The sequence below is a fragment of the Micromonospora antibiotica genome, assembly GCF_017599305.1.
GTDB lineage: Bacteria > Actinomycetota > Actinomycetes > Mycobacteriales > Micromonosporaceae > Micromonospora > Micromonospora antibiotica.
The window spans coordinates 185,302-200,749 of record NZ_JAGFWR010000009.1; the positions used below are offsets into that span (position 1 = coordinate 185,302).

Annotated in this window: 17 protein-coding genes and 1 pseudogene; 12 read left to right on the top strand and 6 right to left on the bottom strand. The window is 71.3% G+C overall.

All coding sequences use genetic code 11. From position 1 onward, the window contains the following. The first annotated feature begins 37 nt into the window (after positions 1-37). From JQN83_RS18005 to JQN83_RS18030, 7 genes and pseudogenes are all read left to right on the top strand, one after another. On the top strand, positions 38-2,497 hold the full coding sequence (locus JQN83_RS18005) for a M28 family peptidase (protein WP_208568283.1): 2,460 nt from the start codon (positions 38-40) through the stop codon (positions 2,495-2,497). A 136-nt stretch (positions 2,498-2,633) separates the two neighbouring features. Next, a pseudogene (locus tag JQN83_RS34360) lies at positions 2,634-2,903 on the top strand (hypothetical protein); the annotation flags it as partial. A 16-nt stretch (positions 2,904-2,919) separates the two neighbouring features. After that, positions 2,920-3,168: a transposase gene (locus tag JQN83_RS34365; protein ID WP_357019613.1), complete on the top strand. Its 249-nt coding sequence runs from the start codon at positions 2,920-2,922 to the stop codon at positions 3,166-3,168. A gap of 123 nt (positions 3,169-3,291) precedes the next feature. Next, complete coding sequence (locus JQN83_RS18015; protein WP_208568285.1) at positions 3,292-3,630, top strand: PadR family transcriptional regulator; 339 nt, start codon at positions 3,292-3,294, stop codon at positions 3,628-3,630. A gap of 960 nt (positions 3,631-4,590) precedes the next feature. Further along, positions 4,591-5,040 carry a GNAT family N-acetyltransferase gene (locus tag JQN83_RS18020; RefSeq protein WP_208568286.1) on the top strand — a complete coding sequence of 150 codons (450 nt, stop codon included), beginning with the start codon at positions 4,591-4,593 and terminating at the stop codon, positions 5,038-5,040. A 120-nt stretch (positions 5,041-5,160) separates the two neighbouring features. Next, entirely contained in the window at positions 5,161-5,541 is a 381-nt protein-coding gene (locus JQN83_RS18025) for a hypothetical protein (RefSeq protein ID WP_208568287.1), read from the top strand. Beyond that, positions 5,538-5,801 carry a type II toxin-antitoxin system RelE family toxin gene (locus JQN83_RS18030; protein ID WP_208568288.1) on the top strand — a complete coding sequence of 88 codons (264 nt, stop codon included), beginning with the start codon at positions 5,538-5,540 and terminating at the stop codon, positions 5,799-5,801. The genes JQN83_RS18025 and JQN83_RS18030 overlap by 4 nt, the downstream gene beginning before the upstream one ends. Before the next feature lie 6 nt (positions 5,802-5,807). Here JQN83_RS18030 and JQN83_RS18035 read toward each other — a convergent pair whose 3' ends face one another. Beyond that, entirely contained in the window at positions 5,808-6,062 is a 255-nt protein-coding gene (locus tag JQN83_RS18035) for a Smr/MutS family protein (protein ID WP_067315484.1), read from the bottom strand. A 68-nt stretch (positions 6,063-6,130) separates the two neighbouring features. Then, positions 6,131-6,325 carry a helix-turn-helix transcriptional regulator gene (locus JQN83_RS18040; RefSeq protein WP_067315487.1) on the bottom strand — a complete coding sequence of 65 codons (195 nt, stop codon included), beginning with the start codon at positions 6,323-6,325 and terminating at the stop codon, positions 6,131-6,133. Between the two features lie 190 nt (positions 6,326-6,515). Here JQN83_RS18040 and JQN83_RS18045 point away from each other — a divergent pair, with 190 nt between their 5' ends. Continuing rightward, entirely contained in the window at positions 6,516-6,734 is a 219-nt protein-coding gene (locus tag JQN83_RS18045) for a hypothetical protein (protein ID WP_307799401.1), read from the top strand. 33 nt (positions 6,735-6,767) lie between these two features. On the opposite strand, the gene JQN83_RS18050 is transcribed toward JQN83_RS18045, so the two are convergent. Next, positions 6,768-7,136 carry a tetratricopeptide repeat protein gene (locus tag JQN83_RS18050; RefSeq protein ID WP_088644718.1) on the bottom strand — a complete coding sequence of 123 codons (369 nt, stop codon included), beginning with the start codon at positions 7,134-7,136 and terminating at the stop codon, positions 6,768-6,770. Between the two features lie 92 nt (positions 7,137-7,228). Beyond that, positions 7,229-7,999 carry an ROK family protein gene (locus JQN83_RS18055; protein ID WP_208568290.1) on the bottom strand — a complete coding sequence of 257 codons (771 nt, stop codon included), beginning with the start codon at positions 7,997-7,999 and terminating at the stop codon, positions 7,229-7,231. Between the two features lie 185 nt (positions 8,000-8,184). On the opposite strand from JQN83_RS18055, the gene JQN83_RS18060 reads away from it, so the two are divergent. The 3 genes from JQN83_RS18060 to JQN83_RS18070 all read left to right on the top strand — a co-directional run bounded on the left by JQN83_RS18060 (position 8,185) and on the right by JQN83_RS18070 (position 11,067). Then, complete coding sequence (locus tag JQN83_RS18060; RefSeq protein ID WP_208568291.1) at positions 8,185-9,822, top strand: ABC-F family ATP-binding cassette domain-containing protein; 1,638 nt, start codon at positions 8,185-8,187, stop codon at positions 9,820-9,822. Between the two features lie 37 nt (positions 9,823-9,859). After that, a complete protein-coding gene (locus JQN83_RS18065; RefSeq protein WP_208568292.1) occupies positions 9,860-10,174 on the top strand; it encodes a hypothetical protein in 315 nt (104 codons plus the stop codon). A gap of 167 nt (positions 10,175-10,341) precedes the next feature. Then, the gene (locus JQN83_RS18070) at positions 10,342-11,067 is read left to right on the top strand and encodes a methyltransferase domain-containing protein (protein ID WP_208568293.1); all 726 of its coding nucleotides are present in this window, start codon (positions 10,342-10,344) and stop codon (positions 11,065-11,067) included. Between the two features lie 114 nt (positions 11,068-11,181). On the opposite strand, the gene JQN83_RS18075 is transcribed toward JQN83_RS18070, so the two are convergent. Next, positions 11,182-12,183 (bottom strand): LacI family DNA-binding transcriptional regulator, encoded by a 1,002-nt coding sequence (locus tag JQN83_RS18075; RefSeq protein ID WP_208568294.1) that lies wholly within the window; start codon positions 12,181-12,183, stop codon positions 11,182-11,184. A 137-nt stretch (positions 12,184-12,320) separates the two neighbouring features. Between JQN83_RS18075 and arfA the strand changes: the two genes are divergently transcribed. Beyond that, positions 12,321-13,832 (top strand): arabinosylfuranosidase ArfA, encoded by a 1,512-nt coding sequence (gene arfA / locus JQN83_RS18080; protein ID WP_208568295.1) that lies wholly within the window; start codon positions 12,321-12,323, stop codon positions 13,830-13,832. Positions 13,833-13,892: 60 nt separating this feature from the next. Here the strand turns inward: arfA and JQN83_RS18085 are convergent, their stop codons facing one another. After that, positions 13,893-15,386, bottom strand: coding sequence for an amino acid permease (locus JQN83_RS18085; protein WP_208568296.1), 1,494 nt, complete (start codon positions 15,384-15,386; stop codon positions 13,893-13,895). Between the last annotated feature and the right edge of the window lie 62 nt (positions 15,387-15,448).

Genomic DNA, 15,448 nt, shown 5'->3' on the forward strand with positions numbered 1-15,448 from the left:
TGGTGCACCACCTCCGCACCACCCCCGAGGAGTTCCCGTGGGCGCACCCCCCGCCTCCGCCGCCGACCGGGCGCTGGCCCGGCCCCGGCGTCGTCCGCTCGCCGCCCTGGCCGCCCTGCTGGCGCTGGTCGCGGTGGGTGCCGCGATGCTGGTCACCCTGGCCACCCCGACGCCCCGACCGGTCGACGCCCCGGCCGACGAGTTCAGCGCCGGACGGGCGTACCGGACGGTGCAGACGGTGGCGCAACGCCCGCACCCGGCCGGCAGCGCCGCCAACGACCAGGTCCGTGAGCACCTGGTCGGGGTGCTGAGCGGGCTGGGCCTGGAGACCGAGGTGCAGGACACCGTCGCCCCGGAGGCCGGGCAGCTCAGCGGGGCGGCCGGCGGCGCCACCTTCGCCCGGGTCCGCAACGTGGTGGCCCGACTGCCCGGCACCGCCTCCACCGGCCGGGTCTTCCTGGTGGCGCACTACGACTCGGTGCAGACCGGCCCGGGTGGCAACGACGACGCGGCCGGCACCTCCACCGTGCTGGAGGTGGCCCGCGCGCTGGCCGCCGGTCCCCGGCCCCGCAACGACGTCGTGTTCGTGCTGACCGACGCCGAGGAGGCGTGCCTGTGCGGGGCGGCGGCGTTCGCGGCGAGTCACCCGCTGGCCGCCGACGGCGGGGTGGTGCTCAACCTGGAGGCGCGGGGCTCCACCGGGCCGGTGATCATGTTCGAGACGTCCCGGAACAACGCCGAGCTGGTGGCCGCCTTCGGTCGGGGCGCACCGCACCCGGTGGGCACCTCGTTCGCCGTGGAGATCTACCGGGCGCTGCCCAACGACACCGACTTCACCGCCTTCCTCGACCACGACTTCGTCGGGTTGAACGCGGCGTACATCGACGGGGGCGCGATCTACCACACCCCGCTGGACACCCCGGCGGCGATGGACCGGGGCAGCCTCCAGATGCACGGCGACAACGCGCTCGGGCTGGCCCGGGAGTTCGGCCGCGCCGACCTGACGGCGCTGAAGTCCGGCCACGACGCCACCTACTTCCCGGTGCCGGGCGGGCTGGTCCGCTACCCCGGCTGGCTGACCTGGCCACTGGCCGCCCTGGCGGTGCTCGGGGTGCTGGTGCTGGGCTGGCAGGTCCGGCACACCGGCCGGGCCGGCACCGGTCGCCTGTTCGCCGGGTTCGGGCTGGCGCTGGTGCCGATCGTGGCCGCCCCGGTCGCCGCCCAACTACTCTGGGCGGGGATCACCGCGCTGCGCCCCGGCTACGCCGAGCTGCTCGACCCGTACCGGCCGGTCTGGTACCGGCTGGCGGTGGTGGCGCTCGCCGCCGCGATCCTGCTCGCCTGGTATGCGCTGACCCGCCGCCGGGTCGGCCCGGCGGCGCCGGCCGTCGGCGGGCTGGGCTGGCTGGCCCTGCTCGGTGTGGTGCTGGCCGCGCTGGTGCCCGGCGGGGCGTACCTGGCCACCCTGCCGGCGCTGGCCGGCGCGCTCGCCGGCCTGGTGGCGCTGCGGTGCCGGATCGACGGCCCGTGGCCGGTGGTCGCGGTGACCCTGGCCGGCGCGGTCGCCGTGGTGATCCTGCTGCCCACGGTGGTGCTGCTCTTCCCCGCGCTGGGGATGGCGATGGGCGGGGTGGCGGCCCTGTTCGCGGTGCTGCTGGGGCTGGCCGCGCTGCCGGTGCTCGACCTGCTGCACCCGGCCGCCGGGCTGCCCGGCCCGACCGCCGACGACGAACGCGGCGCGGTCGACCCGGCCGCCGACGACGAGCGACGCCGGGTCGCCGCCCGTGGCCGTCGGCTCGGCGCGCTGCCGGCCGTCGCCGCCGCGCTCGCCGCCACCCTGTTCGCCGGGGTCGGCCTGGCGGTCGACCGCTTCGACGCCGACCACCCCGTGCCCACCCACCTGATGTACGCCCTCGACGCCGACACCAACGAGGCGCAGTGGATCACCCGCGAGGAGGAACCTCAGCCGTGGACCAAGGAGCACGCCGGTTCACACTTCAGCGAGTACCTGGGCGCAGCGTTCCCCGGCCTGGGTAGGGAGTCGATGCGTACCGGGGTGGCACCGGCGGCGAACCTGCCCGCGCCGACGGTGCAGGTACTGGCCGACACCACCGCCGGTGGGCTGCGCACCCTGCGGCTACGACTGCTCCCCCAGCGCACCGTCCGGCTGGCCACCCTGCACGTGGACGCGACCACCGCCGAGGTGACCCGGGCCGAGGTGGCCGGCCGGGACGTGCCCGTCGGGCGGCAACCGACCGTCGAGGAGGCGTCGCTGGACCGGTGGGGCTTCGGGATCGTCTTCCACGCCCCGCCGCCGGAGGGTGTCGAGATCACCCTGACCGTGCGGCCCCGGGCAGCCAAGGTGGCGCTGCGGGCGATGGACGCCAGCGACGGGTTGACGGCGTTGCCGGGGTTCCGGGCACGGCCGGCGGGGGTGGGGGTGGCCGGGTCGCACACCTCGGAGATGCTGGCGGTCGCCCGCACCTATTCCTTCTGACGCTTGGCACCAACATCGGCGACGCCCCTTGACCTGACTGTGAGCCAGCGCCGACGCCCAGCGGCAACTGCACGCGTTGATGATCACCTCACCCGAGGTCGTGCGAGCCTGTTTCCGCGGCCAGAGCACCCGCCTCATGCTCACCACCGCCACCCGACTACGTCCCACCACCAGCGCGGAGGTGGACGTCTTCAGGAGCTTGACCGTCCTACGTGACCTCGCCCGCCGCGTCCGCTTCCTCGAAGCCGAAGCCCTGGAGCACGAGAAGGCAATCCGGACGATCGTGCGTTCCTGGCGACCGGACCTGCTGCACCTGACCGGCGTCGGACCGATCGTCGCCGCCACCGTGCTCACCGCCTGGTCCCACCCCGGAAGCTGCCGCAACGACGCAGCGTTCGCCATGCTCGCCGGCACCGCCCCCCATCCCCGCATCGTCGGGCAAGACCACCCGCTACCGGCTCAACCGCTCAGGCGACCGCCAACTCAACCGCGCCCTACACACCATCGTCCTGACCCGCCTCCAACGCGACCACACCACCCGCGCCTACGCCGAACGCCGCCGTGCTCAAGGCAAAGCCGACCGCGAGATCAAACGCTGCCTCAAACGCTACGTCGCCCGAGACCTCTACCGACGCCTCGAAACCCCACCCCACCCACTTGACGCGGCATAGGAGCGTCCTTCAGCAGGTGCCAGGCCTCGATCATCTCGCCAAATTCGCGCACAGGGCTGACCCGGCGCACCGAAGCAAGCAACCTAGGTAGACATCGATACCCTATCTAGGTAGAGTCGAGCCATGCCAGAAACGCCACGCCTCACACCGCAGACCGTGGCAGTGATTCGCGCCCTACTTGCCACGCCCGCCGACCCGCGATGGGGCCGTGACATTGCTCGCGAGACCGGCCTCAAGTCGGGCACCCTCCATCCAATTCTCGCCCGTCTTGAGCAGGCCGGCTGGGTGGAATCCCATTGGGAAGATCCCGCTGAGCACGAGGATCAAGGGCGGCCTCGGCGACGGTACTACCAGTTCGCCCCGGGGGGCGTCGAAACCGCCCGCCTCGCTCTAGCCGATACCTCCACCCGCGCCAGAGACGTCTCCACTGCTGGGCGACTTCGTCCTCAACCGGGCTACTGATGTGCCCGCCTTGACGAGGTCCTGTCGCATCTTAGGGATACACCGCATTAGCGGGGGGTCGAAGTAATGCGCCAACGGCTTAGTAGCGAGCCCGATAGGTATCGCGGCAGACGGCGGGTGCCACGTAGGCCACTTTCCCTGGCAATTGCAACGAGGGGTAGGAAGGCAGCGGAAGGTCCGCGCCTAGGTCCGGCTGGAGCCGCCTCGGCAACTCCACTGGGAGCCTCGATCTTGGGCTTACTGAGCTTTCTACTACCCGCTTCAGCACGAACACGATGGCTGGAGGAGTGGCAAGGTGAGTTATACGACCTAAGTGCCGAGAACGCCCGTTGGTGGCATCGCGCCGCCTACGTGCTGGACATTCTACGCAGCGTTCCAAAACAAGCATTGACGCTGCGTTGGATTGGACGCCGCCGAACCAATCCATGAACTGCAAGGCGTCGCTGACGACCTCCATGCCTCACAAAACGACTCACAGGGCTCCCCGGTTCGGACCAACCAGACAGGCAGCCCCAGAGCTGTTCAGGACGGAGATACTGCCATGCCTCACTGGGTCCCGACGACCGTTCTTCTCACTTACACCAGTATCGTCACCCTCATAAGTTTGACTGCAGTGTTCGGCGAAACTGTCGGCCGGCGCACCGCCGCATACAAGGTGCTACTCATCCTACTGCCCACAGGGATACTTTTCATTGGCGCCCAGTTCGCCGCAGCTCACATCACGAGGGGCGCGTAGTCCAAGCAATTCGGGAATCCCTGGCTTCACCCTCTCGCATCTATCACTCCCGAACTCCTGCTTCGGGGTCTCGGCGACAACCTAGGGGTGGTGAAGTCACAACTCGGCGATGCGTGTGGTTGCCCGCACCTATCCGCTCTGACGACGTGGGCGAAGGCAGCCGATTACCGATGACCGCAGATAATGGGTCGCCTGGACCGGCAGGGCGGACTACGGTCCGCAGGATGCGGCTGGAGAAGGTCACCCCGGAGAACTACGAGGCAGCGCTCAAGCTGTCGGTGCGCCCCGATCAGGAGGATCTGGTCGGACCGGTGGTCAAGTCACTCGCCGAGGCGTACGTCTTCCCGGACATCGCCTGGCCGAGGCTGATCTTCGACGGCGACCGGCTGGTCGGCTTCCTGATGGCCTTCCTCGACTACGCGTGGGGCGACAACCCCGATGATGTCCGGTCCGGCCTCTGGAAACTCAACATCGCGGCCGACGCCCAGGGGAAGGGTTACGGACGGTTCGCCGTCGAGGCGGTGTGCGCGGAGATCCGCGCCCGTGGCGGCAACCGGGCGTTCGTCACCTGGGTGCCCCGCGAGGGCGGGCCGGAGGACTTCTATCTGAAGCTGGGCTTCCGGCCGACCGGCGAGCAGAGCGAAGGAGAGACGGTCGCCGTCCTGGACCTCTGACAGTGAGGATGTAGGAGCGGGTCACCCGGCTGGGCTGACTCAACCCTCTGACGGATTCCAGCCGACACCGCCTCAGCTGGTTGTCCAGCTCCGGGGCAGTCCAGCGTTACCATGACCTCCATGACCGCCGCACACGCGTTCGAGTATGAGGTTCCGCCTCATGCCGGTCCGCCGTCCGAGGCCGTCGAGGCGGCTGAGCATGGCAACGTCGTCTACCTGACTCGTCAGGGGCAGCGGGTGGCGGCGATGGGGCCACCGACGGCCCTCGATCCGCAGGGTCTTGAGAAGATCAGACAGTATCTGGGAGCGGTGGCCAGAAACCCGAACCGGACACCCGCTCTGCGCGCCTCGGCTCGTGAGGAGCTTGCGCGGCTCGACGAGATCCTGGAACAGGTGATCGACGAGGAGGACGCCCAGGCCTGCGACGACGCACTGGCGTCGATGCGTGCTGGTGAGTCGACGCAGCCGTGGAGCGCGGTCAGGCGGGAACTCGACCTGTGACATGGAAGATCGAGCTCACCAATGCTGCGGCGCGCGAACTGGCCAAGCTCGATCGCCCCACTCAGGTCCGCATCGGTGCCGCGATCGATCAGCTGGCAGTCGACCCTCGGCCCGCTGGTTGCGTGAAGCTGTCCGGTGGCGATACCAAGTGGCGAATCCGGGTCAGCGATTTCCGGATCGTCTACCTGATCCTGGACGACCAGGTTTTGATAGCAGTCGTACGAATCGCCCACCGCAGAGAGGTGTACCGGTCCTTCTAGGGCACGCTACTTCCAGCGGAAATGGACGAAGAGGCGGCCGAAGTTCTTGGAGTCCTTCTCGACTCGGTGGTAGAGCTGCTTGACGTCCTTCTGGTCGAGGAAGCGCAGCACCTTCTTCTTGAGCTGGCCGGACCCCTTACCCGGGATGATCTCGACCAGGGTGGCCTTCTTCGCCACCGCCTCGTCCATGATCCCGCGCAGGGCGCGGTCGATGTCGTGACCCTTGTTGAAGATGTCGTGCAGGTCCAGCTTGAGCTTCATCCCGCCTCCCCCACCTGCGCAGCCGCCATGGCAGGCCCATCGTAGGCCGACAGGCGTCGGGGCGAGGCTCAGGCTTCGTCGGGCAGGTTCGGCCGGTGCTCACGGATCCAGGCCTCGATGTCCTCGGTACGCCAGATCCGACCAGTGGCGAGCGACTCGTAGGGCTTCGGCCAGTCGGGGCGCTTCATCAACTGCTCGACGCGTTGCCTGCTCACGCCCAGCCTCATCCGGATCTCGTACGCGCCCATGAGATGCCGGCCCATGAACGCGAGGCTAGACACCTCCCCACTGGGCAAGGCCCTAGTTGGGCAACACCCAACTAGGGCCTTGACTAGTAGGTAGCGTAGCGACCACCCTGAGACGGTGAAACCGCTGAACGTTTCCCAGGTGCATGCCCGCCCAGGCGGGGCCGTACGGCCGCACGTACCGATGCGACCGCTCTGGTTGTGCCGGGTGTGCGCCGCCCCTTGGCCGTGTCAGCCCGCCCGGCTGCTGCTGCTCCTCGAATACCGGCGGGACCGGGTCGGGCTGTCCGTTCACATGGCCGGGATGTTGTACGACGCCACCGGCGACCTGGTCACCCTCAACCCGAACGCCGTACCGACCCCGGCGGAGCTGTTCGACCGCTTCCTGGCCTGGACCAGACGCGGAACCGGGCCGGGGGAAGGGTAGAAAACCCCGCCCCCGGCCCGGCGTAATCAGGACTCAGCGACCGTTGCCGACCCGGCTCTCCACCCGGCGCAGCGCGGTCACGTAGTCGTCGTTGGTCGAGTGCATGGCCGCCGCGATACGCAGGTGGCGCAGCGCGTCCGGGTAGCGGTTGAGCCGCTCCAGCGTCCGGCCCAGCACGTGGTGGGCGTAGTGGTCGCTGGGGTCCCGGTCGACCAACTCCCGCAACTGCTCCTCGGCGCGGCCGAGCTGGGCGGTCTGGAAGTACGCCCGGGCCAGCAGCTGACGTACGGAGGAGTTGCCGGGCTCGGCCGCCACGATCGGCTCCAGCAGCCGGACCGCTCCGCTCGGGTCACCCATCTCGAAGTACATGGTCGCCCGTCGGTACTCCGCCAGAAGATCCATCCCGACCCACCCCCTCGCGTCACGTCGCCATTGCTCCGACGCTGGCACAACACCGGGCGTACCGCGAGTGTTCCTGGGGGTCGACTTGTGGCTCAGGAGGCCGGGTCGTCCCGTTCGCCGGTCAACTGCCAGGCCCGGACACCACCGACGATTCCGGCCGTGTTGGGCACGATCACCACGTCGTCGCCCATCCGGGCCACCTGCTCGGGGCGGATCAGCCGCGAGTTGCCGCCACCGAGATACAGCCGGTCCCAGCGGAACACCGGGCGCAGCCCGTCCACCACCTGCCGGATCCGCCGGGACCAGAAGGCGTCGCCGAGCCGCCGCCGCTCCGGCTCCCCCACGTACGTGTCGTAGGTGGTGCCCCAGCGGACCGGGGCGTGCGACAGCTCCAGGTGCGGGGCGAGCCGCCCACCGTCGAAGAGCGCGCTGCCCAGCCCGGTGCCGAGGGTCAGCACCAGTTCGCAGCCGGTGCCGGCGACCACCCCGGCACCGTGCACCTCGGCGTCGTTGAGCACCAGCGCCGGCATCCCGAACGCCTCGGTGACGGCCCGGCGGGCGTCGTACCCGGACCACTCGGCGAGCAGGTCCGGGTCGACGCGGCTGCGCGGCCCGGACCGGGTCACGTAGTGCGGCGTGGCCACCACGACCCCGTGCCGGATCATGCCCGGCATCCCCACCGTGACCCGGTCCGCCGGGGGCAGCCGGCCGGCCAGCTCCACCAGCGTCTTGACGAACAACTCGGGCGGCAACGGGTACGGGGTGTCCACCCGGATCACCGGTGCCCGCAGGTTGCCACCCCCGTCCAGCACCGATCCTTTGATGCCTCCGCCACCGCAGTCGACCGCCAGCGTCAATCCCACCCCCTCACCTTGCCCCACCCGCCCCGTTCCTCCCGCCCCTCCCCCACCTTTTGCCGACCGGCGCCGACAGCCCGCCCCCGACCACCGACCCAGCCCCGACCCCGACCACCGGCCCGGGAGACCCGATGACGGTGGTGACGAGCGGCGGGAACGGCGGGAGCGGCGGGCGATAGGCTCGGGGCCTCATGAGCGCCACGATGATCGCCAAAGGACTTGCCGCCGGGCACGGGGAGCGGATGCTCTTCAGTGACCTTGATCTGGTGGTCGCACCCGGGGACGTGGTGGGGCTGGTCGGGGTCAACGGGGCGGGCAAGTCGACGCTGCTGCGTACGCTGGCCGGGTTGCAGGGTGTGGAGGAGGGCAACGTCTCGGTGAGCCCGCCGGGGGCCGCGGTGGGTTATCTGCCGCAGGAGCCGGAACGGCGGGCGGGCGAGACGGTCCGCGACTTCCTGGCCCGACGGACCGGGGTGACCGGGGCGCAGGCGGCCCTGGACGCCGCCGCCGAGGCGCTCACCGCAGGCACGGCCGGGGCGGACGACGCGTACGCCGCGGCGTTGGAGCGGTGGCTCGACCTCGGCGGGGCGGACCTGGAGGAACGCGCCGAGCAGGTGGCCGCGGAGTTGGGGCTGACGGTCGACCTGGACCACCCGATGACCGGCCTGTCCGGTGGTCAGGCGGCCCGCGCCGGGCTGGCCTCGCTGCTGCTCAGCCGGTACGACGTCTTCCTGCTCGACGAGCCCACCAACGACCTGGACCTGGCCGGTCTGGACCGGCTGGAACGGTTCGTCACCGGCCTGCGCGCCGGCACGGTGCTGGTCAGCCACGACCGGGAGTTCCTGACCCGGACGGTGACCCGGGTGCTGGAGCTGGACCTCGTGCAGCAGCAGGTGCGGCACTACGGCGGCGGCTACGGCGCCTACCTGGAGGAGCGGGAGGTGGCCCGCCGGCACGCCCGCGCCGACTTCGAGGAGTACGCCGACACCCGGGCCGCGTTGGAGGCCCGCGCCCGCACCCAGCGGGCCTGGATGGAGAAGGGTGTGAAGAACGCCCGCCGCAAGGCCACCGACAACGACAAGATCGGCCGGAAGTTCCGGGCCGAGGCGACGGAGAAGCAGGCGGCCAAGGCGAAGCAGACCGAGCGGCTGATCGAACGCCTCGACGTGGTCGAGGAGCCCCGCAAGGAGTGGGAGCTGCGGATGGAGATCGCCGCAGCGCCCCGGGCCGGTGCGGTGGTGGCCTCGCTGCGCGACGCGGTGGTCCGACGGGGCGACTTCACCCTGGGGCCGGTGAACCTCCAGATCGACTGGGCCGACCGGGTCGCGATCACCGGGGCGAACGGTTCCGGCAAGACCACCCTGCTCGGCGCGTTGCTGGGTCGGCTGCCGCTCGACGCCGGGCACGCCGCGCTCGGGCCGGGGGTGGTGGTCGGCGAGGTCGACCAGGCCCGGGGGCTGTTCCTCGGCGACCAGCCGCTACTGGAGGCGTTCGGGGCCGCCGTACCGGAGATGATGCCGGCGGATGCGCGGACGCTGCTCGCCAAGTTCGGTCTGCGGGCCGCGCACGTGCTGCGGCCGGCGGCGACGCTGTCGCCGGGCGAGCGGACCCGGGCGGCGCTGGCGCTGCTGCAGGGCCGGGGGGTCAACCTGCTGGTGCTCGACGAGCCGACCAACCATCTCGACCTGCCGGCCATCGAGCAGTTGGAGTCGGCGTTGGCCGGCTATCCGGGGACGCTGCTGCTGGTCACCCACGACCGGCGGATGTTGGAGGCGGTCAGCGTGGACCGGCGGCTGCGGGTCGCCGACGGGCGGATCGCCGAGGACTGATCCGTGCCGCCCGACGACCGCCGGGTGACAATGGGTCATGCTCAGATGGGAGTACGCGCTGCTGGTGCGCCGTCGCCAGCCGACCGCCTCCGACCTCAGCTGGGAGGTCGTCTTCGTCTGGTACGGCCCGGACGGCTCGATGACCGACGTGACCGCCTACGGCGACACGGCGCTGGCGCACCTGAACCGGGCCGGTGACCAGGGTTGGGAGCTTGTCGGGATGAGTGAGGACCCGTCCCTGGAGGGCCACAACGAGCTGCACCGCTATCACCTCAAGCGGCCGAAGGCGGCCGGTGCGCCCCGGCAGCGCATCCGGGCCGTCGGCCGGCCCACCCGCCGCACCGGCGGCTGACCCACGGGTACGCGCTCCGCGCCCGGAGCCATCGCCCGGCTGGACGGTCACGGTCACGGTGGGGTCCGCCCCGGGCACCGGCTCGGCGATGGGCAGCAGAGCGGCGAGAGTTGGCGGCGACTGGTGTGCGGGGCCGGAGAGCGGGTAACGGCCGGCGGGAGGTGGCCATGGTCGCGTTGGCGCAGGCACCGCCCTCGGCCGAACGGCTGCGGGCGCTCGACGGGTTCCTCGAAGCGGCCTGGGCCGAGCAGGCCCGCCACGACGAGCGGTTACGTGGGCTCCGCGTCGAGGTGCGGTTCGACCGGGGGGTCGCCCACCTGAGCGGGGAGGTGGCCGAACCTGATCAGTTGCGGCTGGTCCGCGAGCTGGTCGGCCGGCTGGCCGGGGTGTACGGCGTGTGGGGGCGGGTGCGGGTCGACGGCCGGGACCCGGTGGTGGTGGACCTGGGCTGCGGCGGCCAGAAGCAGTACCCGACGAACCTGGGGTTGGACATCTTCCCGGCCCCCGGGGTGGACGCGGTGGCGGACCTGTCCGGGTCGCTGCCGCTGGCCGACGACTCCGTCGACGTCATCTTCACCGTGCACATCCTGGAGCACCTGATCGACTTCCTGCCGCTGCTGGACGAGTGCCACCGGGTGCTCCGCCCGGGTGGCGTGCTGCACGTGATGAGCCCCTGGTGGGGGCACGTCAACGCGGTGGCGGACCCGACCCACGTCCGGCTGTTGGACGTACAGACGATCAAGGGGGTCTGCGGTCAGCGCCCGCCGGGCACCCCGCGCTGGCATCCGCTGCACGCCGGCTGCGACGGCGCGTCCATCTTCGCCGATCTGACCCCGCTGCCCGTCGACGCCCCACCGCCGGCACCGGCCCACCTGGCCCGCTTCTTCGACTGACCGGCCGGGCCACAGCTCCGGCCCAGCGACCCGATCCGGCCCAGCCGGCAGGTCCGCCCCGGACGGCAGGTCCGCCCCGGACGGGCAGGGCGGGGCGAGCGGGCAGGGCGGGCGTCAGGCGGTGCTCTCCCGGGGGGTCAGGCGGTGCGGGGCGGTGAGTTCCCGGGGTGGCGCGTCCCGGTCCCCGCCCAGCCGGCCGGCGAGCAGGTCCACGGCGAGCCGGGCGATCCGTTCCTTGTCCGGGGCGACAGTGGTCAGGGTGGGGACGCTGAACCGCCCGTCCTCGATGTCGTCGAAGCCGGCGACGGCGACGTCGGTGGGGACCCGCAGGCCGGCCTCGTGCAGGGCGCGCAGCGCGCCGAGGGCGAGGGTGTCGCTGAAGCAGAACACCGCGTCCGGGCGGGTTCCGGAGGCAAGCAGGTGGCGCAGGGCGGCGGCGCCGTCGGCGCGACGCCAGGCCGGGGTGGCGGCGACGAGGCGTTCGTCGTACCCGATGCCGGCCTCGGTCAGGGCGGCGGTGTAGCCGGCCAGCCGCAGGCGGGCACCGGCCCCCTCGGGGGTGGGTTGCGCGCCCACGGCGGCGATCCGGTGGCGGCCGAGGCCGATCAGGTGGGCGGTCACCTCCCGGGCGGCGGTCACGTTGTCGATCACCACGTGGTCGGCGGGGCCGTGGTCCACCCGCTCGCCGAGCAGCACCATCGGTACGCCGTCGAGGTCGGTGAGGTCGTCGGCGGTCAGCGACAGCGGGCTGAAGATCAGACCGTCGATCAGGTGGTCGCCGATGCCGGCGGCGGCGACCCGTTCCCGTTCCCGGCCACCGCCGGTCTGGTCGATGAGCACGGTCCAGCCGTGGTCGGCGGCGGCGGCCACCACGTGCCGGGCCAACTCGGCGAAGTAGGGGATGTCCAGCTCCGGCACGGCGAGGGCGATCACGCCGGTACGGCCCTTGCGCAGGTTGCGGGCCGACAGGTTGGGCCGGTAGCGCAGTTCGGCGAGGGCCGCCTCGACCCGGGCCCGGGTGGCCGGGCGGACGTGCTGGTAGCCGTTGACCACGTTCGACACGGTCTTGACCGACACCCCGGCCCGTTCGGCCACGTCCTTCAGTCGGTGCCGCACGTGGGCTCCTTCCCGCGTCCGCCACCGGACCGAATCGCGCGAGAGATCCTTTACAACGTTGGCGACAACGGTATACAAACGCGGAGCAGCGCATCGACCGTAGTCGCTCCGAGCAGCTCAGGGGAAGAGGTGGGCCCGTGCGTGCAGCACGGTTGACGATCGACCCGGCCTTCACGGTCGGCCCGGTGGACCGCCGGCTCTTCGGCTCCTTCGTCGAACACCTGGGCCGCTGCGTCTACGGCGGCATCTACGAGCCGGGGCACCCCGGGGCCGACCCGCTCGGCCTGCGCCGCGACGTGCTGGAGCTGACCCGGGAACTGGGCGTCTCGATGGTCCGCTACCCCGGCGGGAACTTCGTCTCCGGCTACCGCTGGGAGGACGGTGTCGGCCCGGTCGACGACCGCCCCCGCCGGCTGGACCTGGCCTGGAAGACCATCGAGACCAACGCGTTCGGCCTCGACGAGTTCATGGCCTGGGCCGCCGCCGCGCAGGTCGAGCCGATGATGGCGGTCAACCTCGGCACCCGGGGCGTCCAGGAGGCGTGCGACCTGCTGGAGTACGCCAACCACCCGGGCGGCACCCGGCTGTCCGACCTGCGTCGCGCACACGGCGCGCAGCAGCCGTACGGCGTGCGGTTGTGGTGCCTCGGCAACGAACTGGACGGCCCGTGGCAGGTCGGCCACAAGACCGCCGAGGAGTACGGCCGGCTCGCCGCCGAGACCGCGCGGGCGATGAAGCTGATCGACCCCTCGATCAGCCTGGTCGCCTGCGGCAGTTCCGGCCGGGGCATGCCCACCTTCGCCTCCTGGGAGGCGACCGTGCTGGAACACACCTACGAGCAGGTCGACTACGTCTCCGCGCACTCCTACTACGACCCGACCGACGGCGACCGGGCCAGCCTGCTCGCCTCCGCCGTCGACATGGACCAGTTCATCACCGAGGTCGTCGCCACCGCCGACCACATGGCCGCCCGGCTGCGCCAGACCCGCAAGCTGAAGATCTCCTTCGACGAGTGGAACGTCTGGTACCAGTCCCGCGTCCAGGGCGACCTGGACGCGCGCGGCTGGGTCGAGGCACCCGCGCTGCTTGAGGACGACTACACCGCCGTCGATGCGGTGGTGGTCGGCGACCTGCTGATCACCCTGCTCCGGCACGCCGACCGGGTCGGTGTCGCCGCCCAGGCGCAGCTGACCAACGTGATCGCCCCGATCCGTACCCGCACCGGCGGGCCGGCCTGGCGGCAGAGCATCTTCCACCCGTTCGCCCTGACCGCCCGCCACGCCACCGGCACCGTGCTGCGCACCGAGCCGGTCTCGCCGCACTACGCCACGAAGCGGTACGGCGACGTGCCGGTGTTGGACACCGTCGCGCTGCACGACGAGGAGTCCGGCGGGCTGACCGTGTTCGCGGTCAACCGGGGCACCGACGCCCTCCCGGTGGAGATCGACCTGCGGGGCCTGTCCGGGCTGCACCAGGTGCAGCACCTCAGCCTGGCCGCCGGGGACGACCCGGACGCGATCAACACCGAGGCGGAGCCCGACCGGGTGACGCCCCGGGAGTTGCCCACCGCCACCGTCGACGGCGACCGCTGCTCCGTACGCCTGCCGGCGATCTCCTGGAACCTGCTGCGCTTCGCCCCCCGACCCTGACCACCCCGGGCCACCGGAACGACCGACCGGCGGCCCGGGGTGGCCGGGACCCCCGGGTCGTCAGGCCGGGGCACGCTCCTTGGCCCGGTCCTCGGCTTCGCCGGTGGCGAGCCGGTTGCGGCGGTAGCCGTAGCCGAAGTAGATGATCCCGCCGAGCGCCATCCAGATGAGGAACCTGATCCAGGTCTCGATCGACAGGTTGAGCGTGAGGTACAGGCAGGCCAGCGCGGTGAAGATCGGCAGCACCGGGGAGAACGGGACCCGGAACGGCCGCTCCAGGTCGGGGCGCTTGCGGCGCAGGATCGGCACCGCGATGGCGACGATCATGAAGGCGCAGAGCGCGCCGATGCTGACCAGGTCGGCCAACGCGGACAGCGGCAGGAACCCGGCGAGCAGCGCCACCACGACCGTCATCACGGCGGAGATCCGGTACGGGGTCCCCCAACGCGGGTGGATCTTGGCGACGGCGGGCGGGATCAACCCGTCCCGGGAGATGGCGAACCCGATCCGGCCCATGGCCACCAGGTCGACCAGGATCACGCTGGTCAGGCCGGCCACGGCCGCGATGGAGACCAGCACCCCGGCCCAGCTCGCACCGACCGCGTTGAAGGCTGCGGCGATCGGGGCACCCCGGTCGATCTCGCCGTACGGCACCATGCCGACCACGACCAGCGAGACGCCGACGTAGAGCGCGGTGGAGATCAACAGGGTGCCGAACAACCCCAGGGTCAGGTCCCGCTTGGGCCGCCTGGTCTCCTCACCCAGGTTCGCCACCGCCTCGAACCCGGTGTACGCGAAGAAGACCACGGCGGCGGCGCTGAGCACCCCGACGAAACCGAAGACGGACGGCTCCAGCCCGAAGAACGCCTGCACGACCGGCTGCTTGATGCCGTCGTCACCGGCACCGGCCGGCTCGGCCGGCGGGATGAACGGGCTGAGGTTGGCGGCCTTGACGAAGAACAGCCCGGCGACCACGACGAAGATGCAGATGGCGACCTTCACCAGCACCAGGATGTTGGTGATCCGGGCGGACTCGCGGATGCCGATGACGGCGACCACACCGAGCAGCAGCACGATGCCGATCGCCCCGAGGTTGACCACGCTGCCCTCTTCGGCGAACCAGGTGCTGGGCAGGCCGAACAGCTCGGCCAGGTAACCGGACCAGCCCCGGGCCACCACCGCCGCGCCGAGCGCGAACTCCAACAGCAGGTCCCACCCGATGATCCACGCGACGATCTCACCCATCGTGGCGTACGCGTAGGTGTACGCGCTGCCGGCGGTCGGCACGCTGGACGCCAACTCGGCGTAGCAGAGGGCCGCGAGCAGGGCGACCACCCCGGCGATGGCGAACGAGATCACCACGCCCGGCCCGGCGCTGTCGCGTGCTTCGATGCCGGTGAGGGTGAAGATGCCGGTGCCGATCACGATGCCGATGCCGAAGCCGGTGAGGTCGCGGGCACCGAGCCGGCGTTTGAGACCGGGGCTGCCGTCGCTGCCGTCCGCGTTGCCCTGGGCAACCACATCCTTGATCGGTTTGGTTCGCAGCACAGACACCGTACTCACCCCTCCCACCACCGCGACCGCCCTGCTGACGACCGGTGCCGCGCGTTGCTACC